Annotated in this window: 22 protein-coding genes; 10 read left to right on the top strand and 12 right to left on the bottom strand. The window is 69.8% G+C overall.

Features of this window, described 5'->3' with window-relative positions:
• Positions 1-21 precede the first annotated feature (21 nt).
• From ACSFA2_RS05090 to ACSFA2_RS05060, 7 genes are all read left to right on the top strand, one after another.
• Complete coding sequence (locus ACSFA2_RS05090; RefSeq protein ID WP_435454231.1) at positions 22-810, top strand: class II aldolase/adducin family protein; 789 nt, start codon at positions 22-24, stop codon at positions 808-810.
• 42 nt (positions 811-852) lie between these two features.
• On the top strand, positions 853-1,830 hold the full coding sequence (locus ACSFA2_RS05085; protein WP_435454230.1) for a tripartite tricarboxylate transporter substrate binding protein: 978 nt from the start codon (positions 853-855) through the stop codon (positions 1,828-1,830).
• 15 nt (positions 1,831-1,845) lie between these two features.
• Complete coding sequence (locus ACSFA2_RS05080) at positions 1,846-2,745, top strand: amidohydrolase family protein (protein WP_435454229.1); 900 nt, start codon at positions 1,846-1,848, stop codon at positions 2,743-2,745.
• Positions 2,746-2,759: 14 nt separating this feature from the next.
• Positions 2,760-3,767, top strand: a complete 1,008-nt coding sequence (locus ACSFA2_RS05075) for a Bug family tripartite tricarboxylate transporter substrate binding protein (RefSeq protein ID WP_435454228.1) — start codon at positions 2,760-2,762, stop codon at positions 3,765-3,767.
• Positions 3,725-4,738 carry a D-2-hydroxyacid dehydrogenase gene (locus ACSFA2_RS05070; protein ID WP_435454227.1) on the top strand — a complete coding sequence of 338 codons (1,014 nt, stop codon included), beginning with the start codon at positions 3,725-3,727 and terminating at the stop codon, positions 4,736-4,738. Before ACSFA2_RS05075 ends, ACSFA2_RS05070 begins: the two co-directional genes overlap by 43 nt.
• Positions 4,739-4,769: 31 nt before the next feature.
• Positions 4,770-5,744 carry a Bug family tripartite tricarboxylate transporter substrate binding protein gene (locus tag ACSFA2_RS05065; RefSeq protein ID WP_435454226.1) on the top strand — a complete coding sequence of 325 codons (975 nt, stop codon included), beginning with the start codon at positions 4,770-4,772 and terminating at the stop codon, positions 5,742-5,744.
• Between the two features lie 163 nt (positions 5,745-5,907).
• Positions 5,908-6,426 carry a Dps family protein gene (locus tag ACSFA2_RS05060; RefSeq protein ID WP_286648213.1) on the top strand — a complete coding sequence of 173 codons (519 nt, stop codon included), beginning with the start codon at positions 5,908-5,910 and terminating at the stop codon, positions 6,424-6,426.
• 13 nt (positions 6,427-6,439) lie between these two features.
• Here ACSFA2_RS05060 and ACSFA2_RS05055 read toward each other — a convergent pair whose 3' ends face one another.
• From ACSFA2_RS05055 to ACSFA2_RS05020, 8 genes are all read right to left on the bottom strand, one after another.
• A complete protein-coding gene (locus ACSFA2_RS05055; protein ID WP_435454225.1) occupies positions 6,440-7,483 on the bottom strand; it encodes a VWA domain-containing protein in 1,044 nt (347 codons plus the stop codon).
• Between the two features lie 132 nt (positions 7,484-7,615).
• Positions 7,616-8,635, bottom strand: a complete 1,020-nt coding sequence (locus tag ACSFA2_RS05050; RefSeq protein ID WP_435454224.1) for a GGDEF domain-containing protein — start codon at positions 8,633-8,635, stop codon at positions 7,616-7,618.
• 66 nt (positions 8,636-8,701) lie between these two features.
• Positions 8,702-9,682: a Bug family tripartite tricarboxylate transporter substrate binding protein gene (locus ACSFA2_RS05045; RefSeq protein ID WP_435454989.1), complete on the bottom strand. Its 981-nt coding sequence runs from the start codon at positions 9,680-9,682 to the stop codon at positions 8,702-8,704.
• Between the two features lie 40 nt (positions 9,683-9,722).
• Positions 9,723-10,757: an alpha/beta hydrolase gene (locus ACSFA2_RS05040; protein WP_435454223.1), complete on the bottom strand. Its 1,035-nt coding sequence runs from the start codon at positions 10,755-10,757 to the stop codon at positions 9,723-9,725.
• Positions 10,758-10,831: 74 nt separating this feature from the next.
• A complete protein-coding gene (locus ACSFA2_RS05035) occupies positions 10,832-11,695 on the bottom strand; it encodes an isocitrate lyase/PEP mutase family protein (RefSeq protein ID WP_435454222.1) in 864 nt (287 codons plus the stop codon).
• A 5-nt stretch (positions 11,696-11,700) separates the two neighbouring features.
• A complete protein-coding gene (locus ACSFA2_RS05030; protein ID WP_435454221.1) occupies positions 11,701-12,699 on the bottom strand; it encodes a tripartite tricarboxylate transporter substrate binding protein in 999 nt (332 codons plus the stop codon).
• A gap of 25 nt (positions 12,700-12,724) precedes the next feature.
• Positions 12,725-13,636 carry a hydroxymethylglutaryl-CoA lyase gene (locus ACSFA2_RS05025; protein ID WP_435454220.1) on the bottom strand — a complete coding sequence of 304 codons (912 nt, stop codon included), beginning with the start codon at positions 13,634-13,636 and terminating at the stop codon, positions 12,725-12,727.
• 11 nt (positions 13,637-13,647) lie between these two features.
• Positions 13,648-14,844 carry a CaiB/BaiF CoA transferase family protein gene (locus ACSFA2_RS05020; RefSeq protein ID WP_435454219.1) on the bottom strand — a complete coding sequence of 399 codons (1,197 nt, stop codon included), beginning with the start codon at positions 14,842-14,844 and terminating at the stop codon, positions 13,648-13,650.
• 163 nt (positions 14,845-15,007) lie between these two features.
• Between ACSFA2_RS05020 and prpR the strand changes: the two genes are divergently transcribed.
• Entirely contained in the window at positions 15,008-16,963 is a 1,956-nt protein-coding gene (prpR, locus tag ACSFA2_RS05015) for a propionate catabolism operon regulatory protein PrpR (RefSeq protein WP_435454218.1), read from the top strand.
• A gap of 41 nt (positions 16,964-17,004) precedes the next feature.
• Here prpR and ACSFA2_RS05010 read toward each other — a convergent pair whose 3' ends face one another.
• From ACSFA2_RS05010 to ACSFA2_RS04995, 4 genes are all read right to left on the bottom strand, one after another.
• Positions 17,005-17,322: a hypothetical protein gene (locus ACSFA2_RS05010; protein WP_435454217.1), complete on the bottom strand. Its 318-nt coding sequence runs from the start codon at positions 17,320-17,322 to the stop codon at positions 17,005-17,007.
• Between the two features lie 116 nt (positions 17,323-17,438).
• Positions 17,439-18,260 carry an alpha/beta fold hydrolase gene (locus ACSFA2_RS05005; protein ID WP_435454216.1) on the bottom strand — a complete coding sequence of 274 codons (822 nt, stop codon included), beginning with the start codon at positions 18,258-18,260 and terminating at the stop codon, positions 17,439-17,441.
• A gap of 95 nt (positions 18,261-18,355) precedes the next feature.
• Positions 18,356-20,473 carry an ATP-binding protein gene (locus tag ACSFA2_RS05000; protein ID WP_435454215.1) on the bottom strand — a complete coding sequence of 706 codons (2,118 nt, stop codon included), beginning with the start codon at positions 20,471-20,473 and terminating at the stop codon, positions 18,356-18,358.
• Position 20,474: 1 nt separating this feature from the next.
• Positions 20,475-20,837, bottom strand: coding sequence for a hypothetical protein (locus ACSFA2_RS04995; protein WP_435454214.1), 363 nt, complete (start codon positions 20,835-20,837; stop codon positions 20,475-20,477).
• Between the two features lie 163 nt (positions 20,838-21,000).
• Here ACSFA2_RS04995 and ACSFA2_RS04990 point away from each other — a divergent pair, with 163 nt between their 5' ends.
• Positions 21,001-21,732, top strand: a complete 732-nt coding sequence (locus ACSFA2_RS04990) for a response regulator (protein WP_435454213.1) — start codon at positions 21,001-21,003, stop codon at positions 21,730-21,732.
• Between the two features lie 76 nt (positions 21,733-21,808).
• Positions 21,809-22,714, top strand: coding sequence for a helix-turn-helix transcriptional regulator (locus ACSFA2_RS04985; RefSeq protein WP_435454212.1), 906 nt, complete (start codon positions 21,809-21,811; stop codon positions 22,712-22,714).
• The last annotated feature ends 133 nt before the right edge of the window (positions 22,715-22,847 follow it).

The raw sequence follows: 22,847 nt of genomic DNA, 5'->3' as shown, positions 1-22,847 counted from the left end.
GACTCAAAAAAGGACAACACGATGACCTCCCCTGGCGTACTCCAGATCTCGTCCATGAAGGACCGGTGCTCCGCCGCCGAATGGCAGGCCCGCATCGACCTGGCCGCCTGCTACCGGCTGGTCGACATCTTCGGCATGTCGGACATGATGGCCAACCACATCTCGTCGCATGTGCCGGGCGAGCCGGGCGCCTTCCTCATCAACCCTTACGGAATGATGTACGAGGAGATCACGGCGTCGAGCCTGATCAAGGTCGACCCCGCCGGCAACATCCTGGCCAAGCCCGACTTCGGCGAGCTCGACTACGGCATCAACAAGGCCGGCTACGTGATCCACAGCGCCGTGCACAACGCACGCCATGAAGTGGCCTGCGTGATCCACACGCACAGCTGGGCCTCGATGGCGGTGTCGTCGCTGGCCTGCGGGCTGCTGCCGCTCACGCAGACGGCCATGCGCTTCCTGAAGATCGGCTACCACGACTACCAGGGCGTGGTGCTCGACACCGAGGAGCAGGCGTCGCTCCTGGCCGACCTGGGCGACGGCGAAGCGGTGATCTTCCGCAACCACGGGGCGCTGGTGGTCGGGCGCAGCGTGGGCGAGGCCTTCAACTGGATGCACCGGCTCGAACTGGCGTGCCGCGCGCAGATCGGTGCGATGTCGTGCAACACGCCGCTGCAAGCCGTGCCGCAGCACGTGCTGGAAGAAACCTGGAACAACTACCAGCCCGGGACGCGCCGCCCCTACGGGCTCATGGAATGGCCGGCGCTGCTGCGCAAGCTCGACCGGACGGACCCGAGCTTTCGCACCTGACGCCGATACCCCTCCCCGACAAGAACAAAACGAGACAACACGATGAACACACGACATCTTTCCGCCGCCCTGGCGGCAGCCGCCGCGCTCGCCTTCGCCCTGGCGGCCACGTCCGCATTCGCCCAGAAGTTTCCACAGAAGCCGGTCACGCTGGTGGTGCCCTTTGCACCCGGCGGCAACCTCGACGTGGTGGCGCGCACGCTGGCGCCAGCACTGGGCCAGATCCTCGGCCAGTCGGTCATCGTCGACAACCGTGCGGGGGCCGGGGGCGCCATTGGCACGTCGTATGTCGCGCGTTCGCAGCCCGACGGCTACACGCTGCTGGTGAGCACGCCCAACGCCCTGGTCGTGCTGCCGCTGATGACCAAGACCACCTATGCGCTCGACAACTTCAGCCCGGTCGGGCTGGCCGCCACCACGCCGCTGGTGATGGTGGTCAAGGGCCAGGGGCCGTACGCCGACATCGGCGCACTGCTCGCGGCCGCGCGCGCCAAGCCGGGCCAGATCGCCGCCGGCCACGCTGGCCCGGGCACCACCAACCACGTGGCGATGCTGCAGCTCGAACAGGCGGGCAAGCTCACGCTCAACGCCGTGCCGTACAAGGGATCGGCACCGGCGCTGGTCGACCTGATGGGCGGGCAGATCGACCTGGTGGTCGACCAGCTCAGCGGCTCGGCAGCGCACATCCAGTCGGGTGCGCTGCGCGCGGTGGCGGTGATGTCGCGCCAGCGCGATCCGGCACTGCCCAACGTGCCGACGCTGCGCGAGGCCGGGCTGGCGAACTTCGAGGCCGTCACGGCCACCGGCCTGCTCGCACCGGCCGGCACGCCGCAGGACGTCGTCGACTCGCTCAATGCCGCGCTGCGCAAGGCGCTGGCCGACGACAACGTCAAGCAGCGCCTGGCAAGCGTGGGCAGCCCGGCACAAGCATCGACGCCGGCCGAATGGCTGGCCATGCTCAAGAAGGAGGAAACCAGCGCCAAGGTGCTGGCCGCGAGCGGCAAGCTGAAGGCCGATTGAGGACGGGCCCGCACCATGACCCGCGCCTGCCTTGCCCCCCTCGACACCGTCACCCCGCCCGGCTTCGCGCCACCTGCGGGGGCGTGCGACAGCCATGCCCACGTGTTCGGCCCCTTCGACCGCTTTCCGCTCGCGGACGACCGCAGCTACACGCCGGCCGAATACCCGGGCGATGCCTTCATCGCCCACCTCGACCGCCTGGGTCTCGCCCGCGGCGTGCTGGTGACCGGCAGCGCCAGCGGCACCGACAACGGCGCCGTGCTCGATGCGCTGTCGCGCTCCCCCGACCGGCTGCGCGGCGTGGCCGTGCCGCAGGCCGACACCACCGACGCCGAACTCGACCGCTGGCACGCCGCCGGCATCCGCGGGGTGCGCGTGAACCTCTTCCGCCGCGACGGCCACGCGGTGTACCGCAACGGCGTGGGCATCGAGGTGCTGGAGGCGCTGGCGCCGCGCATCGCAGGGCGCGGCTGGCATGCGCAGATCTGGATCCACGCGCCCGACCTCGTTGAGCTGGCACCGCGCCTGCTGCGGCTGGGCCTGCCGCTGGTCATCGACCACATGGGCCGCATGGCGGCGTCGCGCGGCGTCGACGACCCGGGCTTTCGCATGCTGTGCCGGATGCTGGCCGACGGCAGCGCCTGGACCAAGATCTCGGGCGCCGACCGCAACACCGGCCTCGGTCCGCCCTATGCCGACATCGACCCGTTCGCCGAGGCCTTGCTGCAGGCCAATCCGGAGCGTGTGGTGTGGGGCAGCGACTGGCCGCACATCAACTACTTCCAAGCACGCGAGATGCCCGACGACGGCGTGCTCCTCGGCCTGCTCGCGCGCTGGCTGCCCGACGAAGGCCTGCGCCGCCGCGTGCTGGTCGACAACCCGGCCCGCCTGTACGACTTTCCTTCCGCCCCCTGAACGAGGAGACAACGATGAAGACACACATCCCCCACGGCCCGAGCCGGCGCCGCTGGCTCGTCGAAGGCGGCGCCACGGCCGCCGCCCTCGCCTTCGGGCTCGGCACCGTGACCGCCGCCACGGCACAGGACGCCTACCCGTCGAAGCCTGTCCGGGTGGTGGTGGCCTTCACCGCCGGCGGCACCACCGACATCCTGGCGCGGGCCGTCACGCAACAGCTGTCGGAGAAGCTCAAGCAGCCCTTCGTCATCGACAACAAGCCCGGCGGCGGCGGCAACATCGGCACCGAGTTCGTGGTGCGCGCAGCGCCCGACGGCTACACGCTCATCGTCAATTCCGTCGGGCCGATGGCCGTGAACCAGACGCTCTACAAGAAGCTGCCCTACGACCCGCTGACGGACCTGGTCCCGGTCGTGCAGATCGCCGACGTGCCCAACGTGCTGGTGGTGAACCCCGACGTGCCGGCCAAGACGCTCGAGGCCTTCATCGCCTATGCCAAGGCGAACCCCGGCAAGCTCAACTACGGCTCCACCGGTGTCGGCACCTCGTCGCATCTCTCGAGTTTCATGCTGAGCAAGCAGATCGGTGCCCAGACCACGCACGTGCCCTACAAGGGGGCCAACGCCCTGACCGACCTGCTGGGCGGGCGCATCGAGTTCATGTTCGCAACGATCCCGTCGGTCATCGCGCACATCAAGGCCGGCAAGCTGCGGCCGCTGGCCGTCAGCAGCGCCAAGCGCTCGCGCTCGATGCCCGAGGTGCCGACCATCGCCGAGAAGGGCTTCCCCGGCTTCGCGGCCGGCTCGTGGTTCGGCTTCTTTGCGCCCAAGGGCACGCCGGCCGAGGTGATCGCCCTCGTCAACAAATCGGTGAACGACGCCCTGCCCTCGCTCGAGGCGCAGATGATCCGCGAAGGCGCCGACCCGGTCGGCGGCCCACCCGCCCAGTTCGGCAAGTTCACCCGCGAGGAGTACGAGAAATGGAAGCTCATCGTGCGGGACTCGGGCGCGACGGCAGAGTGAGCGCGCCGCTGCGCATCCTGCTGTCGCAGGCCGGCGAAGCGCAGGCCGGTGCGGGCATCTCGGCCACGCTCGGCGACGCGCCCTGGCGCCGCGTGGCGCCCGGCGAGGACGCCGACATCGCCTTCGTCACGCGCGACGTGACCGGGCTGTCGACCAAGCACACGGTGCTGCCCGACACCCGGGTCTTCTACGACGGCCTGCTGGCGGCCGCGAGCCTGCGCTGGGTCCACATCCACTCGGCCGGCGCCGACCGGCCGGTGTTCGTCGAGCTGATGCGGCGCGGCGTGGCGCTGACCACCTCGTCCGGCGCCAATGCGCGCATCGTCGTGCAGACGGCCGTCGCCGGCATCCTCGCGCTGGCGCGCCGCCTCCCGCGGCTGTTCGCCGCGCAGCGCGAGGCCCGGTGGGCGCCGCTCATGGGCGACGCCCTGCCGCGCGACCTGACGGGGCAGACCGCCGTCGTCGTGGGCTGGGGCCCGATCGCGCAGGGCATCGCCGCCTTCCTGCGGATGCTGGACATGCGCGTGGCCGTGGTGCGCAGCAGCGACGCGGCAGCCCACGGTGCCGAGGAGACCGTGGCCTTCGAACAGATCGCACGCGTGCTGCCACGGGCCGACTGGCTGGTGCTGGCCTGCCCGTTGACGGCGCGCACGCAGCAGCTGATCGATGCCCGCGCCCTGTCCTTGCTGCCCGCCGGCGCGCACCTGCTGAACGTGGCGCGCGGCGAGGTGGTCGATGAGGCGGCCCTGGTCGACGCGCTGTCGTCGCACCGCCTGGCCGGCGCCTTCCTGGACGTGTTCGCCCACGAGCCGCTGCCGGCGGACTCGCCGCTCTGGCACCTGGAGAACGTGATCGTCACGCCGCACAGCGCCGGCCATTCGGATGGCAACGGCGCCCGGGTGCTGGACATCTTTCTTGACAACCTGGCGCGCTGGCAGCGCGGCGATGCGCTGCGGCACCGCGCCGGCTAGCCGATCCCAACAACAACCCACGGAGACATCGATGACTTTCAAATTGCTGCGTCGCGCGGCGCTCGTCGCGCTCGCGCTCGGCACCGGGCTTGCCGCCACAGCCCAGGATTTCCCACCGAAGAAGCAGGTCACGCTGGTGGTCGGCTTCGCGGCCGGCGGCGGCGCCGACACCGCAGCACGGCTCATCGCCAAGCGCCTGTCGGAGAACATCGGCCAGTCGGTCGTGATCGACAACCGCGCCGGCGCCGGCGGCAACATCGCGCACCAGTACGTGGCGAACGCGCCGGCCGATGGCTCGGTGATCCTGCTGGGCTCCATCGGGCCGCTCGCGATCGCACCGCACCTCATGAAGCTGCCCTACGACCCGGTGAAGGACCTCGCGCCCATCACCATGGGCCTGAACTTTCCGAACGTGCTGGTCGTGAACACGCAGCTGGGCGTGAAGACGCTGGCCGACTACATCGCCTTGGCCAAGAAGAAACCTGGCAGCCTCGACTTCGCCTCGACCGGCGCCGGCTCGGCCTCGCACCTTGCCGGCGAGCTGTTCAACCAGCGCGCGGGGGTGGAGATCGTGCACGTCCCCTACAAGGGCGGCGCGCCGGCCATGGTCGACGTGCTGGGCGGGCGCGTCTCGGCGTACTACGCGGTGCCGGCCACCGCAGCGCCGTACATCGAGACCGGCAAGGTGATCGCGCTGGCGACGACGGGCCTCGCGCGCGCCGCCGCCCTGCCCAACGTGCCGACCATCGCCGAATCGGGCTACCCCGGTTTCAGCGCGACCAACTGGTATGCCTTCGTCGCCCCGGGCAAGACGCCGGTGCCGATCCTCGAGGCCTGGAACCGCGAGATCGTCAAGGTGCTGAAGGAGCCGGAGGTGCGCGAGCAGCTCGACAAGCATGGCCTCGTGCCGCAGCCGGGCACCCGTGCCGAGCTCGCGCGCTACATCGCCAGCGAGACCGCCATGTGGGGCAAGGTGGTGAAGGAACGAAACATCAAGGCCGAGTGAGCCGCTGCGGTGGCCGGCCCGGCACGGCCATTTGTTTCAGCTGCAATGGACGACATGTCATCCGAAGTGCGGTGCGGGCACCGCGCCATCGAGGCGCAACGCGCAACGCCGACATTGGAGACACCGAGCAGGGCTCGCCTTTCGTCCACTACCGGAGTTTTCCATGACCGACCTCGCTGCTGCCAAGAAGCATCGCCTCGCACCGCTGACCACGCCCACGCCCCTGGGCACGGACGCCACCCGCGACATCTCCGCGGAACTCAACGCCCTGCTGGCGGACACCTTCGCGCTGTACTTCAAGACCAAGAACTTCCATTGGCACATGTCGGGCCCGTCGTTCCGCGACTACCACCTGCTGCTCGACGAGCAGTCCGACCAGATCTTCGCCACCGTCGACCCGATCGCCGAGCGCGTGCGCAAGCTGGGCGGCACCACGCTGCGTTCCAGCGGCCACGCCGTGCGCCTGCAGCGCCTGAGCGACAACGACGCCGACTTCGTGACGCCGGCGGACATGCTGGCCGAGCTGAGCCAGGACAACCAGCGCGTGGCCGCCTTCATGCGCGAGACGCACGCCCTGTGCGACCGCTACGGCGACGTGGCGACCGCCAGCCTGCTGGAGGTGTGGATCGACGAAGCCGAGCGCCGCACCTGGTTTCTTTTCGAAGCCGGCCGCCAGAGCTGAACCGGTCCGCCGCTCAGGTGATGCGTCCGAACCAAAGGATGGACAGCGCAGCGGCCGTCATCGCCAGCAAGGCCGAGACCAGCGCGAACACCGCGCTGATCTCGGTCTCGCGCGTGAGCACCTGCACGCGCGACCCCAGGTTCTCGTAGACGCTGCGCAGCGCCTCGGCGGTGCCGGCGTGGTGGTAGTCGCCCCCGGTCATCCGTGCCACTTCGCGCAGCGTGGGCTCGTCGAGCTTCATGTAGATGGCCATGCCGTCGGGCGCGGCGACGTCGCCTTCGACGGTGCCCAGGCCGATCACGTGCACCCGCACGCCGCGGTCGGCCGCCATCTTCGCGGCGGCCAGGGTGTCGACGCCGGTGGTGCGTCGGCCGTCGCTGAGCAGGATGATCGCCGCCGAGTTGTACGAGCCGGGCGCCACCGGCGTGAAAGGTTTGGGCAGTGGCCTGGCCTTGTCGTCCAGGCTGCGCGCACGCGGGTTGCCGTTGCCGGCGACGTTGAGGTCGGCGAGTTCGATGCCCTGCTCCGGGAACAGCTCCGCCAGGCTCAGCACGAGGGCGTTGCCCACGGCGGTGCCCATCTGCATCTGGAAGCCGTCGATCGCCGTGACCAGCGCCTCGCGGTCGAGCGTCGCGCGCTGCGCGACCTGGCTGCTGCCGGCGAAGGTGACGAGCCCGACCTCGATGGTCTTGGGGACCTCCTGCAGGAACAGCTTCGCCGCGTCCTGTGCGGCCACCAGGCGGGTCGGCTTGATGTCGCTCACGCGCATGCTGAGCGACACGTCGATGGCCAGCATGACCGTGGTGCGCGGCCAGGGCAGCGGCACACGCGCCACCGGCCGCGCCGCCGCCACCAGCAGGCCTGCGCAGGCCAGCAGCAGCAATGCCGGTGGCAGGTGGCGCCGCCATTGGCGCCCGGCCACCGCCGCCTGCACCACGCCCAGGCTGCTGTAGCGCAGGGCCGCCTTGTTGCGCCGACGCAGCAGCCACAGGTAGGCGGCGGGCATCAGCGCCAGCAGCGGCAAGAACCAGAGGTACCCAGGCCAGAGGAAGAACATGGCGGCGCGTGTCGGTGAACCTGCAGGATGGCGGCTGCGGGGCACGCCGTGCCGACAGTCGGCGCGGCAATTTCCTGCAGTGCAGCAACATCCTGCCTGGGATGCATTCGACGCGCAACCGCCCGTTGCGTCTTAAAGGCGCGCGGCGGCGCGACGGCGCTTGACCTCGTACATGGCCGCGTCCGCCTGCCGCAGGGCGTGGTCCGCGCTGCAGATGCAGGGGTCGACGGCGACCGTGCCCACGCTCGCGCCGGCGTAGGCGATGCGCTGCGCCCCCAGGTCGAAGTCGCCCACGGTGCAGTCGCCCAGACGCCTGCCCAGGGCCGCGACGGCGGCGCTCGCGTCCTGGCCCAGCGCGGGTCCGGGGCCGACCACCACGAACTCGTCGCCGCCCAGGCGCGCGAGCATGTCGCCGGTGCGCAGCGCCCCCGTCAGCCGCTCGGCGATGGCGCGCAGGAAAGCGTCGCCGCTCTGGTGGCCGTGGGTGTCGTTGATGGCCTTGAAGCCGTCCAGATCGATGAAGGCCACCAGCACCGAGGTCTCGGCGCGCGCGCTGCGGCCGATCAGGCCCTCGAGTTCCTCGATGAGCAGGCGCCGGTTCGGCAGCCCCGTGAGGTGATCGGTCCGCGAGCTGGCTGCCAGCTGCGCATTGACCGCCCGTAATTCAGCCACCAGGCGCTCGCGGTCCATATGCTGGTTGATGAGGCGCGAGAAGAGTTCGAGCACGTGCTGCGACTGGGCCGACATCGGCTGCGCGGCGGCGCTCGCGGCGCACAGGGTGCCGTGGACATGGCCGTCCTCCGAGCGCACCGGCGTGCTCATGTAGGTACGGATGCCGAGTTCGCGGGCGGCACCCGAGTCGCCCCAGCATTCCGCGACGTTGTTGGTGTAGGGGCGCCCTTCTTCGAGCGCGCGCTTGCACAGCGTGTCGGCCCAGGGCACCGACAGGCCTTCGGGAATCTCCAGCGCATCGCGATGGCTGTTGCGCGCGATGCGCACATGCTGCAGGCCGCCCGGCCAGTCGATCGACGTGAGGTAGGTCGATTCGCAGCCGGTCACGGCCTCGAGCATCTCCAGCAGGGGGCGGGTCAGCTCCTCGAGCGTATGGGCGCTGCCTACCGCTTCAGAAAGTTTGGCAAGGATGGGTTGCATCCCCGCATTGTGGTGGCGTCTGGCGTTCCGGCAAGCGGCCGCCCGCTTCTCGCGCGGGAGCACTCGTCAGTCGACTTTCACGTTGGCGGTCTTCACGATCTCGGCGTACTTCTTCAGGTCGGCCTGGATCTCCTTGGCGAACTCGACCGGCGTGTTGCCCGATGCCGAGATACCGAGTGACGCGAGCCGCTCCTTCACCTCGGGCGAGTGCACCACCGCATGGAGTTCTCGCTGCAGCCGGTCGACGATGGGCTGCGGTGTCTTCGCCGGCGCGAGGATGCCGATCCACGAACTCGATTCGAAGCCGGGCACGCCCGATTCGGCCACCGTCGGCACGTCGGGCAGCGACGCGAGGCGTTGCGCGCTCGACACGGCGATGGGCCGGATCTGCCCTTTCTGCACGAACGGGTAGGCGCCGGCCACCGCCGTGTAGAGCATCGGCAGCGAACCGCCGACCACGTCGGTCATCGACTGGCCGCCGCCCTTGTAGGGCACGTGCACGAAGTTCGCGCCGGTGCGGATCTTCAGCAGTTCACCGGCCAGGTGCGGGGTGCTCCCCGTGCCGGCGCTGCCGTACGACACGCCGCCGGGGTGGGTCTTGGAATAGGCCACGAGCTCGGGGAGCGTCTTCACCGGCACCGAGGGGTGCACGACGATGATCAGCACCGCATCACCGATCTTGCTGACGGGCGCGAAGTCCTTCACCGTGTCGAAAGGCACCTTGGAATAGACATGCGGGTTGATGACCAGGGTGCCGTCGAAGCCCAGCAGCAGCGTGTAGCCATCGGGCGCCGCGGCCGCCACCATCTGCGTGCCGATGTTGCCCGACGCGCCGGGCCGGTTGTCGACCACCACGCTCTGACCCAGGCGCGCGCCGAGCTTGTCGGCCACCACGCGCGCGCCGGTGTCGGTCACGCCACCGGGCGTGAAGGGCACGATCAGGCGGATCGGCTTGTTGGGGTAGTCCTGCGCCACCGCGGGTGCGGCGAACGCTCCCACGGTGAGTGCGGCTGCCGTGAGCAGGCGGACGAGCTTGTGTTGCTTCATGTTCATGTCGTGTCTCCGTTGTTGTTGCGTGCCGTGCGGTTCAGCGTTTCAGGCCTTGCCGGACGAGCCATCGGTCCACCTGCTCGGCGATCTGGTCGGAGTTCCGATCCATCATCAGCATGTGCGAGTTGCCGCGCCAGCCGAGCTCCGGCAGCAGCAGGCGGTCGCCGATGCCGCCCGCCGCCACGAGCCGCGTCCGGAAGTTCTCCTGCTGCGCCGTGATGCGGGCCCAAAAGGGATAGCGGTCGAGGTTGTCGCCCCACACCCACAGCATGGGCACGCCCTTGAGGCGGCTGAAGTCGGTGGTCTCGGGGTTGGGCGAGCCCGAGGTCTCGACGGCGACGATGGCCTTCACCTTGTCGGGGTACTTCAGCGCCGCGTTGAAGGCGAAGTTGTCGCCCTGGCTGTGGACCACGATGACGCAGGGGCAGGCCTTCTGCACATACGCGTCGTACGCTGCCTGCGTGGCCACGTCGTTGGTGCTCCAGCGCGGGATCGACTGCCTGGCGAACTGGTCGAAGCTCGTCACCGGGAATTGCGTGCCCGGCAACGCACGGCGCAGCGCCGGGTCGGTGTTGTATGAGCCGGTCTCGCCGATGCGGAACAGCTCCCAGCCTTCCTTCTTTGGCCGGAAGAAGGGCTCGCTCTTGAAGATCTCGGGGTAGCGTGCCCACGACGCCCGCCCGCGCTCGACCGCATCGCTCACGTACACGTCGTAGCCGGCACGCAGGAAGTAGCTCTCCCACCCAGGCTGGCCGTCAGGCTTGGTTTCCCAGGTCACGCCGGAGAGGCCGCCGCCGTGCCACAACAAGAGCGGATAGCGGCCCTTCGGGTTCGCGAGCCGGGTGTAGCGCGCGTAGAGGCTCTCGACCTCGAAGTCGCCGTTGGGGTCGAACTTCAGCGGTGGCGCACCGGGCGTGAAGACCAGCTCCTTCTCGGGCAGGCCGGTGAGCGTCACCGCACGCCCCCCCACGTGGTAGCTGCCGACGTCGGCCACCTGCAGTGCGCCTGTCGAGCAGCCGGCCAGCGCCGCAACCGCGATGCCGAGCATCGCCCATCTCAATCTTGCCGTCATGTCGTCTCCGTTCTTGCAGGGCTACCCGAAACGACCGGCCGCCTGCCGCGCGACCGGCCTCCTTCGTCTGTGTCTCAGCGCGCCCAGCGCTTCTCGAATTCCCAGACTTCCTCGAAGCCGATGCGCCGGCAGAACTCGTTGAAGTCGAACAGCTCGGCACCGGGTGCCTGGCTCGTGCCTTCGGCCTTCAGGTGCTTCAGCGCGCGCTCCATGGCTGCGGCGGCGATCAGGCTGGTCATTGACGGGTAGATGGCCAGCGCATAGCCGATCTCCGCCAGCGTCTTGGCCGGCAGGATCGGCGTCTTTCCGCCATCGGACATGTTGGCCATCATCGGAAGGTCGAAGGCCGCGCAGGCGCGGCGCATCTCGTCCTCGCTCTGCGGTGCCTCGAAGAACAGGATGTCGGCGCCGGCCCGCGCGCAGGCCTCGAGCCGCCGCATTGCCTCGTCCACGCCGAGCTCGGCACGCGCATCGGTGCGCGCGATGATGAGAAAGTTCTGCTTGTCCTCACGCGCCTCTGCGGCGACGCGGATCTTGTCGACCATGTCCTGCACCGGCACGCAGCGCTTGAAGGGCGTGTGGCCGCACTTCTTCGGAAATTCCTGGTCCTCGATCTGGATGGCGGTCACGCCAGCGGCCTCGTAGCCCCGGACCGTGTGGTGCACGTTCAGCAGGCCGCCGTAGCCCGTGTCCGCATCGGCGATGACGGCCGCGCTGCTGCTGCGCACCAGCGTCGCCATGCGGTCGACCATCTGCGTGTAGGTCGCGATGCCCGCGTCGGGCAGCCCGAGGGCCGAGGCCGTGAGCCAGAAGCCCGAGCCATAGACGATGTCGAAACCGACCTTCTCGGCCATGGCCGCAGCGATCATGTCCTGCAGGCCGGGGATGACGATGAACTCGCGGCGCGCGAGCTTCTCGCGGAGGATGGGGTTCGCCATGGTCGTTATTCGGCGGTGATGCCGCCGCGCTGCGCGACCAGCGTCCACTTCTTGGTCTCCGCTGCGAGGAAGCTGCGGAACTCGGCCGGCGGCGTCAGCGTGACGTGCGCGCCCTGCTCTTCCATCTGCTTCTTCACGGCCGGGTCGGCAGCGACCTTCTTCAGGTCGTCGTTGATCTGCGTGACGATGGGGGCCGGGAGGCCGGCCGGGCCGAACAGCCCGTACCAGCTGAGCGACTCGACGCCGTCCAGGCCGGCCTCCTTGAAGGTCATCGCATCGGGGAACAGCGCCATGCGCTTGGTGTCGGCCACGCCCACCACGCGCAGCGCGCCCGAGCGCACGTGCGGCAACGCGGTCAGCACACTGGTCACGCCCATCGGCAGGTGGCCGCCGATGATGTCGACCATGATCGGCGCGCCGCCCTTGTAGGGCACGCCGGTGGTCTGCAGCTTGCCGGCCTGGCGGATCATCTCGCCGGTCAGCCGGGTCTGGCCTTCGGAATAGCCGACGCCCAGCGGTTCCTTGCGGGCCGCGTCGAGCACGTCACGCAGCGTCTTGTAGGGACCGACCGCCTGCACCACCAGCACGGAGGGCGAGTTCGCGATGTTGGTGATGGGCGTGAAGGCCTTGTCGGTGTCGTAGGGCAGGCTCTTCATCAGCACCGGGTTCACGGCGTGCGAGCCGACCACCAGCAGCAGCGTGTGGCCATCGGCCGGCGCGCGCGAGACGAAGTTGGAGCCGATCACGCCGTTGGCGCCGGTGCGGTTGTCCACCACCACCGACTGGCCCCACAGGTCGGACAGCCGCTGCGCCATCAGGCGGCCGACGATGTCGGTGCCGCCACCGGCCGAATACGGGACCACGAGCGTGACCGCCTTCGAGGGGAACTTGCCGGCGGGTGCCTGCGCCCAGGCGCCGGTGGCGGCCAGCGAGGCGAGTGCCGCGAGCGCAGTACGGCGGTTGGGGTGAGCGATGGACGAAGGGGCGTTGAATGTCGTTGTCATGTTTGTCTCCGGGGAATCGTTGTATTCAGGAATTTTTCTTGTCGCGCTGCCGTCGCAACCAGGTGATCGCGCGCCCGCCCAGCGGACGTTGCAACTGCACTTGCGCGAAGTCGATCGTGTCGAGCAGGCCATCGAGCGAGATGCCGGTGGCGAAGCCGCTGCGTTCGGCCATCAGCACCAGGTCTTCGGTGGCGACGTTGCCCGCCGCGCCGGGCGCGAACGGGCAGCCGCCGATGCCACCCACGCTGGCGTCGAAGCGGCGGATGCCGACGTCGAGCGCCGCCCACGCGTTGGCCACTGCCATGCCGCGCGTGTCGTGCAGGTGGATGGCCAGCTGGTCGAGCGCGATCGCTTCGGCCAGCGCGCCCATGCGCTGCTTCACCATGCCCGGCGACGCTGAGCCGATGGTGTCGGCGATGACGATCTCACCCGCGCCCGCGCGCTGCATGCGGTGCGCCAGGCGCAGCACCGCGTCGAGCGGCGTCTCGCCCTCGAAGGGGCAATCGAAGGCCACAGCCACGTAGGCGCGGGTGCGCAGCCCCAACCGATGCGCCTCGGCCAGCGTCTGCTCGCTGACCTCGGTGGCCTGGTCCAGGCCCATGTTGATGTTCTTGCGGTTCATCGTCTCGGTGGCCGAGAGCACCACCGCGACTTCGGTGGCCCCGGCCGCGTGCGCGCGCTCCAGGCCCTTGTGGTTGGGCACCAGCACGGAGGTGCGCAGGTCGGGCAACGCGTGGCGGATCAGCGGCAGCAGCTCGGCCGCATCGGCCATCTGCGGCACCGCCTTGGGCGACACGAAGCTGGTGGCCTCGATGCTGCGCACGCCGGCCTTCGCCAGCAGCTGCGCCAGCCGCAGCTTGGCTGGTGCATCGAGGTGCACCGGCTGGTTCTGCAGGCCGTCGCGCGGCGCGACGTCGGTGATATGGATCGGTTCCATCGCGTCGGGCCTCAGGCGATGATGCCGGCCAGGCGCAGCGCTTCGAGCTTCTCGTCCGAATAGCCCACCAGGTCGCCGAAGACGTGCCGCGTGTGCTCGCCCAGCGCCGGCGGGCAGGTGTAGGTCATGGCGGTTGCCGCCGACAACTTGATGGGGTTGCCGGGCATGCGCACCGTTTCGCCGGTCTTCAGCGGCACCTCGACCACCATGTCGCGCGCCACCACCTGCGTGTCGCTCAGCGCCTGGGCGAAGTTGTTGACCGGGCCGCACGGGATGCGCGCCGCGCGCAGGCGTTCGAGCCAGTGCGCGGTCGGCTGCTTCTTGAGTTCGTCACCGATCAGCGCGTCGATCTCGGCCTTGATCGCGAAGCGCACCGGCTGCTGCCGGTACGTGGGATCGCGCAGCGCGGGCAGGTCGATGAACTCGACGAAGCGTTCGAAGAACGGGTCGCCGATGCAGGCGATGATGATGTGGCCGTCGGCCGTCGGATAGCTGTTGTAGGGCACGTGCACGAAGTGGCCGTTGCCGATGCCTGCGGGCACGTGGCCCGACATCAGGTGCATGGTCGCCATGTAGTTGAGCAGCGAGATCTGCGCGTCGAGCATCGAGATGTCGACATGCTGGCCGCGCCCGGTGCGGTCGCGCTCCACCAGCGCGGCCAGCACGCCCATCGCGCCGAACATGCCGCCGCCGAGGTCGCCGATCGGGATGCCGCTGCGCGTCGGGCCGCTCTCGGGCGTGCCGGTGATCGACATGCCGCCGCCCATCGCCTGCACCACCTGGTCGAAGGCCGGGCGCTGCGTCTCGGGGCCGGTCTGGCCGAAGCCGGTGACCGAGCAGGTCACGATGCGCGGGTTGACCTGCGCGAGCGATGCGTAGTCGATGCCCAGGCGCTGCGTGACGCCGACGCTGAAGTTGTCGAACACCACGTCGGCCTGGCGCACCAGGTCGAGAAAGACCGCCTTGCCTTCGGCGCTCTTCAGGTCGACGCAGACGCTTTCCTTGTTGCGGTTGAGCGTGAGGTAGTACGCGCCCATGCCGTCGCGGGCGTAGTCCGGATCTTTTTCGAGCAGGCGGCGGGTGCCTTCGCCGCTGCCGGGCGGCTCGACCTTGATGGTGCGCGCGCCGAGGTCGGCGAGCAGCATGGTGCCGTAGGGACCCGACAGCATGTGCGTCAGGTCGAGCACCGTGATGTGTTCGAGTGCCAAGTCGTGTGTCTCCTGAAAGAACACGGTGTTGCACGGCATGTGCCAACCTGTCAGGGCATCCGCAAGTGATTGATTCAAAAGCCTTTCGCTTCGGCGTCTGGGTAGTTTCCCGGATGCCATGAAACATCGACGAGACATCGTTTGTGTTGCAATGACACACACGATGGAACGCCTGAACACCCCTTTCAAGACCGCCCCGCCTGCACGCCGCGGCCTGCCGCGCCTGTGCTTCATGAGCTACCGGCAGATCCGCGAATTCGCGCTGCCGGTGGTCGCCGAATACGTCGGCCGCGCCGAGATCGAGGTGGTCGACGGCACCTTCGGCGACGCGCTGGCGACGGCGCGCGACCGCATCGACCGCGGCCTGGTCGACGCCTTCGTCAGCGCCGGTTCCAACGCCAGCATCCTGCGGGCCGGCCTGCAAGCGCCGGTCGCGACCATCCAGCTCGGTGGTTTCGACCTGATGCAGGCGCTCATCAAGGCCCGGCGCGTGTCCAAGCGCGTGGGGGTCGTCATGTACGGCCAGACCATTCCCGAACTCGACGAGGTGAAGGACCTGCTCAACATCGAGGTCAGCCAGTACGCCTACCAGACGCCCGACGACGCACGCCAGCGCTTCGAGCTCCTGCGGCGCGAAGGTTTCGACGTCATCGTCGGGTCGAGCCTGGTGGTCGAACTGGCGCAACAGGCGGGGCTGCACGGGCTGCTGGCGTATTCGCTCACCAGCATCCGGAAAGGCTTCGAGGACGCGATCGAACTGGCGCGGGTCGCGCGGCTCGAGGCGGGCCGCTACGAGCAGCTCAACGGCGTGTTGCACAACCTGCAGGAGGCGGTGCTGGCGGTCGACCGCGACAACCGCATCATCGCGGTCAACCCGCCGATGCAGCAGTTGCTCGGCCACGCGCCGGCCCGCTTGCTGGGCCGCTCGCTCGAGGTCCTGCAGCCCGAGCTGTCGCTGCAGCCCACGCTGGACCACGGCCTGGAGGAACGCGCGCGGGTGCAGCGCTTCGCGCAGCGCGACTGGGTGGTCAACCGCACGCCCATTCGCGAGCACGGCGAGATCGTCGGCGCCGCGCTCACGCTGTACGACGCCCGCGCGATCCAGGAGGCCGACACCAGCCTGCGCATGCAGCACGGCCGCCGCCAGAGCGCTGCGCGCCACCGCTTCGCCCACCTGATCGGGCACAGCCCGGCCTTCGTGCGCGCGGTGCAGACGGCGCAGCGCTTCGCGCGCAACGACCTCACCGTGCTGATCGCCGGCGAGAGCGGCGTGGGCAAGGAACTGTTCGCGCAGTCGATCCACAACGAGAGCGGCCGTGCCGGCCGGCCCTTCGTCGCGGTCAACTGCGCGGCCTTCCCCGAGGCGCTGCTCGAGAGCGAACTGTTCGGCTACGAGGAAGGCGCCTTCACCGGCTCGCGCCGTGGCGGCAAGCGCGGCCTGTTCGAGACGGCGCACACCGGCACCCTGTTTCTCGACGAGATCGGCGACATGCCGCTACACCTGCAGACGCGGCTGCTGCGCGTGCTGCAGGAGCGCGAGATCACGCGGCTGGGGGCCACGGCGCCGATTCCGGTCGACGTGCGCGTGATCGCCGCCACCCACCAGCCGCTGCACGAGATGATCGGCGAGCGCCGCTTCCGCCAGGACCTGTACTACCGCCTCAACACGCTGCGCCTGGCGCTGCCGCCCCTGCGCGAGCGGCGCGAAGACGTGGCGTTGCTCGCGCAGGGGCTGGTCGAGCGCTGTCTGCAGCGGCTCGCGGTCACGATCGATGCCCGACGCGCCCTGGCACCGCTGATGCCGCGGCTGACGGCGTACGGCTGGCCAGGCAACGTGCGCGAGCTCGAGAACCTGGTCGAGCGCATCGCCGTGTTCCTGTCGCAGTTCGACCGGCTCGAGGACATCCGCTACGACGAACTGCGGCACGAGTGCCCCGAGCTGTTCGCCGAACACGCGACCGCACCCGATGTGCCGCGCGCGGCGTCGAAGTCGAACCTGCACGAGGTGCTCGCCACGCAAGGCGGCAATCGGCAGAAGGCGGCGCAGCAGCTGGGCGTGAGCCGCTCGACGCTGTGGCGCTGGATCCGCGAGATGGAAGGCGGCTCCGCACCGGGATGAGCGGCAGCCAGCCGTGACGCCCGTGGCAGCGGCCGCCGGCCTCAGCGCTGCAGTGTCTGGGCCTCTTTCGCCAACGCGACGGCCTGCTCCAGCTCGACCAGGGACAAGGCGCCCTGCAGGTCGACATCACCGGCCCGCACGCTCGCCAGTGCGTCCTGCGCGGCCGGGCCGCTCAGCCACGCGAAGGCCGAGGTGATCGATCCGCTGCCGAACCTGGCACGCAGCGCGGTCGCCGCCGCACGGCTCACGTCGGCGAAGGCCGCCTGGTCCGGTGCCGCGGAAGCGGCGCGAACGAGCAGGCAGAAGGCCTCGAGCTTGTCGGCCTCCACGCGCAGTCGGCGATCGCGTCCGGCGCTCATGGGTGCATCGCCCGGCAAGGGCATGCCGGGGAGAGGAAGGAGGGGGCGTCCAGGGTCATCGGTGTGCTTCGGAAGAAGCCTCTGATTGTCCGCCCGATCGGCCCTGGCTCGGCGCTTCAACCCTGGATGAACGCCAGCAGGTCCGCGTTGAACTTGTCCGCGTGCGTGGTGGCGATGCCGTGCGGCGCGCCAGCGTAGACCTTCAGCGTCGCGCCCTTCACCAGCTTGGCCGACAGCAGGCCGGCGGCGCCGATCGGCACGATCTGGTCGGCGTCGCCGTGCACCACCAGCGTGGGCACGTCGATCTTCCTGAGGTCGGCGGTGAAGTCGGTTTCGGAGAACTGCTTGATGCAGTCGAGCAGGCCCTTGTGCGAGCCGGCCATGCCCTGCAGCCAGAACGAATCGCGCATGCCCTGCGTGACCTTCGAGCCCTCACGGTTGGCGCCGTAGAAGGGCGTGGTGAGGTCCTGGAAGAACTGCGATCGGTCGGCAGCGACGCCGGCGCGGATGCCGTCGAACACCTCGATCGGCAGGCCGCCCGGGTTGCTCGCGGTCTTGAGCATCAGCGGCGGCACGGCGCTCAGCAACACGACCTTGGCCACGCGCTGCGTGCCGTGACGGCCGATGTAGCGCGCGACTTCGCCGCCACCCGTCGAATGCCCGACCATCACGGCATCGCGCAGGTCGAGCTTCTCGAACAGCGCGGCGAGGTCGTCGGCGTAGGTGTCCATGTCGTTGCCGTTCCACGGCTGGCTCGAGCGGCCATGGCCGCGGCGGTCATGGGCGATCACGCGGAAGCCGCGCTCGGCCAGGAAGACCATCTGCGCGTCCCACGCGTCGGCCGACAGCGGCCAGCCATGCGAGAACACGACGGGTTGGCCGCTGCCCCAGTCCTTGTAGTAGATCTGGGTGCCGTCTTGGGTGGTGAGGGTGCTCATGCGAAATGCTCCGGGGATGAACGGCCGAGGCCGCGAAGACCCGATGCTCCGGCGGCGCGGTTGCCGCCCGGTTTCACGCGCGCGCTGCGCAGATTTCAGCTGTAGCGGCCGCCGCCATCGTCGCTGCGGCCGCGCAGTGCCTCGGCCAGCCGCGTGGCCAGTTCGCGCAGCGCGAGCGGCTTGTGCAGCACCGCGTGCACGCCCGCGGCCTGGGCCCGCTCGAGCATGGCCTGGTTCACCTTGCCGCTCATGAGCAGCACCGGCAACGCCGGTCGCCGGGCGCGCAGCAGGCGTGCGAGTTCGGTGCCCGGCATGCCGGGCAGCATCTCGTCGCTGAGCAGGGCGTCGAAGCGCCCGGGGTCGGCCTCGAAGGCCTGCAGGGCACGTTCGGCGGAATCGAAGCCGACCGGCTCGTAGCCCAGGCCGGCCAGCGTTTCCTCCGCCAGCTCGACCAGGGCGTGCTCGTCGTCCACCACCATCACGACCTCGCCCTGCCCGGCCGGCCATCCGCCGGCGTCGGGCACCGTGGCCGGTGCGCACTCACCGCACACCGGCAGCCAGACCGACACCTGTGTGCCTTCGCCAGGGACCGAGGCGACGTCGATGGCGCCGCCGAGGTCGGCCACGATGCCATGCACCACCGCCAGCCCGAGCCCGGTGCCCTCGCCCTGCTTCTTGGTGGTGAAGAAGGGCTCGAAGATGCGCTGCAGCGCGTCGGGCGGGATGCCCACGCCGGTGTCGCGCACCTCCAGGCAGACGTGCGGGCCGACCGCCAGTTCGGTGTGCAGCAACACGCGCGGCGCGCGCACGTCGACGCGCCGCAGCCGGATCGACACCGTGCCCGCGCCCTCGATCGCCTGGACCGCATTGGTGCAGATGTTCATCGCCACCTGGTAGAGCTGCGTGGCGTCGCCCAGCACGGCCGCGTCGCCGGCGTCCAGCTGCGCCTGCAGGTCGACGCCGGCCGGCAGGGTGGACGCGAGCATCGCGACGATCTCTTCCATCAGCGTCTGCACATGCACCGGTGCGCGGTCGGCGACGCCGCTGCGGCTGAAGTCGAGGATGCGGCGCACCAGCAGCCGCGCCCGCGCGCCGCCCTGCAGCACGCGGTCGATGTGGCGCCGCAGCGCGCTGCCGGGCTCGGCCTGCTGCTGGGCCAGTTCGCCGAAGCCGAGGATGGCGCCGAGGATGTTGTTGAAGTCGTGCGCGATGCCGCCGGCCAGCGTGCCCAGCGCTTCGAGCCGCTGCGTCTGCTGCAGCCGCGCCTCGAGGCGACGGCGCTCGCGCTCGGCCTCGGCGTCGCGGCGCAACTGGCGCAGCAGCGCCACGATGGTCAGGCCGACCAGCAGGCACACCACGCCGGTGCGGATGCCGGCGCTCCACATCTCGTCATACCAGGGGCGCAGGGCCTCGTCCTCGTCGCGCGTGATCGCCAACACCAGCGGCAGGCTGCCCACGCCGACGACGGCGATGAGCTTGGGACGGCCATCGACCGAACTGGTGGCGCGGTCGATCAGCGCGCCGCCCTTGAGCGCCGACAGTTCGGGGAAACGGGTGCGCGGTGCGTCGGCCGGCTGCTGCACCACCACGCTGCCGTCGTCCTGCGCCAGCACCAGCGAACTGCCTTCGCCGAACTGGATGGCCGAATAGGCGCTCTGCAGCGCTTGCAAGGTGACGATGGCCGTCACCACGCCGTCGAAGCCGCCGTCGGGCCGGCTCAGGCGGCGCGAGATCACCACCGCCGGCTCGCGCTCGGTGCGGGTGACGATCGGCTCGTTGATGACCAGGCCGGCCGTGTCGGTGTCGCGCTGCTTGAGGAAGTACGCGCGGTCGGATACGTCGGCCAGCGGTTCCCCCGTCGGGCGCGAGCGGAAGCGCTGCATGCCGGTCGCGTCGACGATGGTCAACACGCTCACCTGCGGCACGCCGACCGCGCGTGAATTGAGCGCGGCCACCACGGCCTCGGGCTCGACGCGCCAGGGAAAGTTCTCGTACCAGCTGGCCGTGTCGCGCAGCAGCACATCGACCGACTGCAGGTTGCGGTCGGCCTCGCCGGCCAGGGCGGTCGCGAGGTTGCCCAGTTCGCGCTCGTTGACCGCCATCACCTGCTGGTGCAGCCGCCATCCGTCGTACGCGGCCGAACCGATGAACGCGACGATCAACAGCAGGCCGCCGGCGATGACGCGCTCGCGCAGGTGGGCGGAGGAACGCATGTCAGTGGGCGGTCCGGACAGCGGCGGCCACCGCCGCCAGCAGTTCGCTGGACGTGCAGGGCTTGGACAGCAGCGCGGCCACGCCGAGCGACTTCGCCCGGTCGGAGCCGCCCGGCAGGCTGCGCGCCAGCTGCGCCGACAGGCCGATGACGGGCGCACCGGGGTAGCTCGCCCGCAGCGCGCGCACGTGCGGCGCATCGCCGTCGCGCAGCTTGGGCAGGTCGGCGATGACCAGCGCCACACCGGCCTGGGGCGTGGCCGCGCCACCCCTGGCCGTCTCCACGCCGTAGCCCGCCTGGGTCAGCCACTCGGCGATCAGGGCCTGCATGGCGATGTCTTCTTCGATCAGCACAACTTTCAACATGGAACGCACCCGCGGCATGCGGTCGGCAAGGAGCCGCCACTTCTTCGGATGCCATTGGCGCACGGCCCGATGCCGGGGTGATTTCGGCCCGCACGGCCGTGTTTCATATGAAATATGGGACAGTTGCTGCACGCAACGAATCTACATTACGCTCGCGGCCCATATGGCCAACCGACCTCACATCCTGGTCGTCGACGACGACGCCGCGATCCGCGATCTCGTCAGCACCTACCTCACCGACAACGAGTTCCGCGTGAGCGGCGCTGCCACCGGCGCGCAGATGAAGCAGGCGCTGGAGGACCACGTGATCGACCTGGTGCTGCTCGACCTGCGCCTGAACGGCGAAGACGGCATGCAGCTGGCCCGCGGCCTGCGCGACAGCGGCGAGATCCCGGTGATCATCCTCACCGGCCGCCTCGAGGAAGCCGACCGGGTGATGGGGCTGGAGATGGCCGCCGACGACTACGTGACCAAGCCCTTCAGCAACCGCGAGATGCTGGCCCGCATCCGTGCCGTGCTGCGGCGTTACCAGAAGCGCGGCGACGCGGCGGCCGGCGCGCAGGACACGCAGCGCCGCGCCTACCGCTTCGACGGCTGGGAACTGAACCTGCTGGCCCGCCGGCTGACCGCCCCCGACGGCCGCCGCGTCGACCTGAGCAACGGCGAATTCAACCTGCTGCAGGCGCTGTGCGAAGCCCCGCAGCGCGTGCTGTCGCGCGACCGCCTGCTCGAGCTGTCGCGCCTGCATGGCGCCGAGGTGTACGACCGCTCCATCGACGTGCAGATCCTGCGCCTGCGCCGCAAGATCGAGGGCGACCCGTCGTCGCCGCGCTTCATCCAGACCGAGCGCGGCGCGGGCTACGTCTTCAACACGCCGGTCGACGTGCTGAACTGATCGGGCACCGTTGTCCCAGACGCCAGGAGGGTCGAGGCCGGCTGCCTAAGATGCCGCTCCGCCACCGATCCGCCCCATGACCGCCGTCGCCGCCTCGCCCAACCGCTTTGCCCGCCAGCTCGCGCGGCAGTACGGGCTCGACGAGGTGGAGGCTTCGCGCGCGGGCACGCGTGCGCTGGACATGGCGCGCATGCAGTACGCGCAGCCGCATCTCTTCGTGCTGCCGCCGCTGCCGGCCGACGACGCCTTCGTCGTCAGCGTGGAACTCTCGCGCGCCGGCAGCCGACGCTTCTTCCAGCAGGGCGGTGAGACGCACCTGGGGCTGCTGGAGGCCGGCACGGTGCACATCGCCGACCTCGCGACACGCCCGTCGGCCTACGTCTGCAGCCCGTTCCATTCGGTGCTGTTCCGCATCACGCGGGCGGCGCTGGACGACTTCGCCCAGGAATCGGGCGTGGCTGCGGTCGGCGCGCTGCGGTGCGCGCCGGGCACCGCCGACCCGGTGCTCACGCACCTCGCGGCCGCCCTGCTGCCTTCGCTGCAGCAGCCGACGGAGGCCAGCGCCCTGTTCCTCGACCAGATGGCGCTCGCCCTGTATGCCCACGTCGCGCATGCCTACGGCGGCTCGGCGCCACGAGCGGGCGCGGCAGCGGGCCTGGCGCCCTGGCAGGAACGCCGCGCCCGGGAACTGCTAGGGGCCGACCTGGCACACGATATGTCGCTGACCGAAATCGCCATGGCATGCGGCCTGTCGCGCAGCCACTTCGGCAAGGCCTTCAAGACCACCACCGGCCAGACGCCGCACGCCTGGCGCACGGCGCAGCGCATCGAGGCTGCGCAGAGGATGCTGCGCGACGACACGGCCCCGCTGCCGGAGATCGCCATCGCCTGCGGCTTCGCGGACCAGAGCCACCTGACGCGCGTGTTCGGTGCATGGGTGGGCAGTTCGCCGGCGGCTTGGCGGCGACTGCGGCGACATTGAGCCCGCGATCTTTCGAAGCCGGTGTTTAGCGGCCTACCGTGCGGCGGGGTCCAGGTTGCACCAGAAGATACATTCAAATACACTTTGAAACATTCTTCCTGGCTGATGGTTGTTTCCGATCAGCCAGCGCTCT

Origin of the sequence: Variovorax cryoconiti (assembly GCF_051216395.1) — a bacterium.
GTDB lineage: Bacteria > Pseudomonadota > Gammaproteobacteria > Burkholderiales > Burkholderiaceae_C > Variovorax.
The sequence above is the reverse complement of the archived record's forward strand: the minus strand, read 5'-3'. Positions and strand labels throughout refer to the sequence as shown.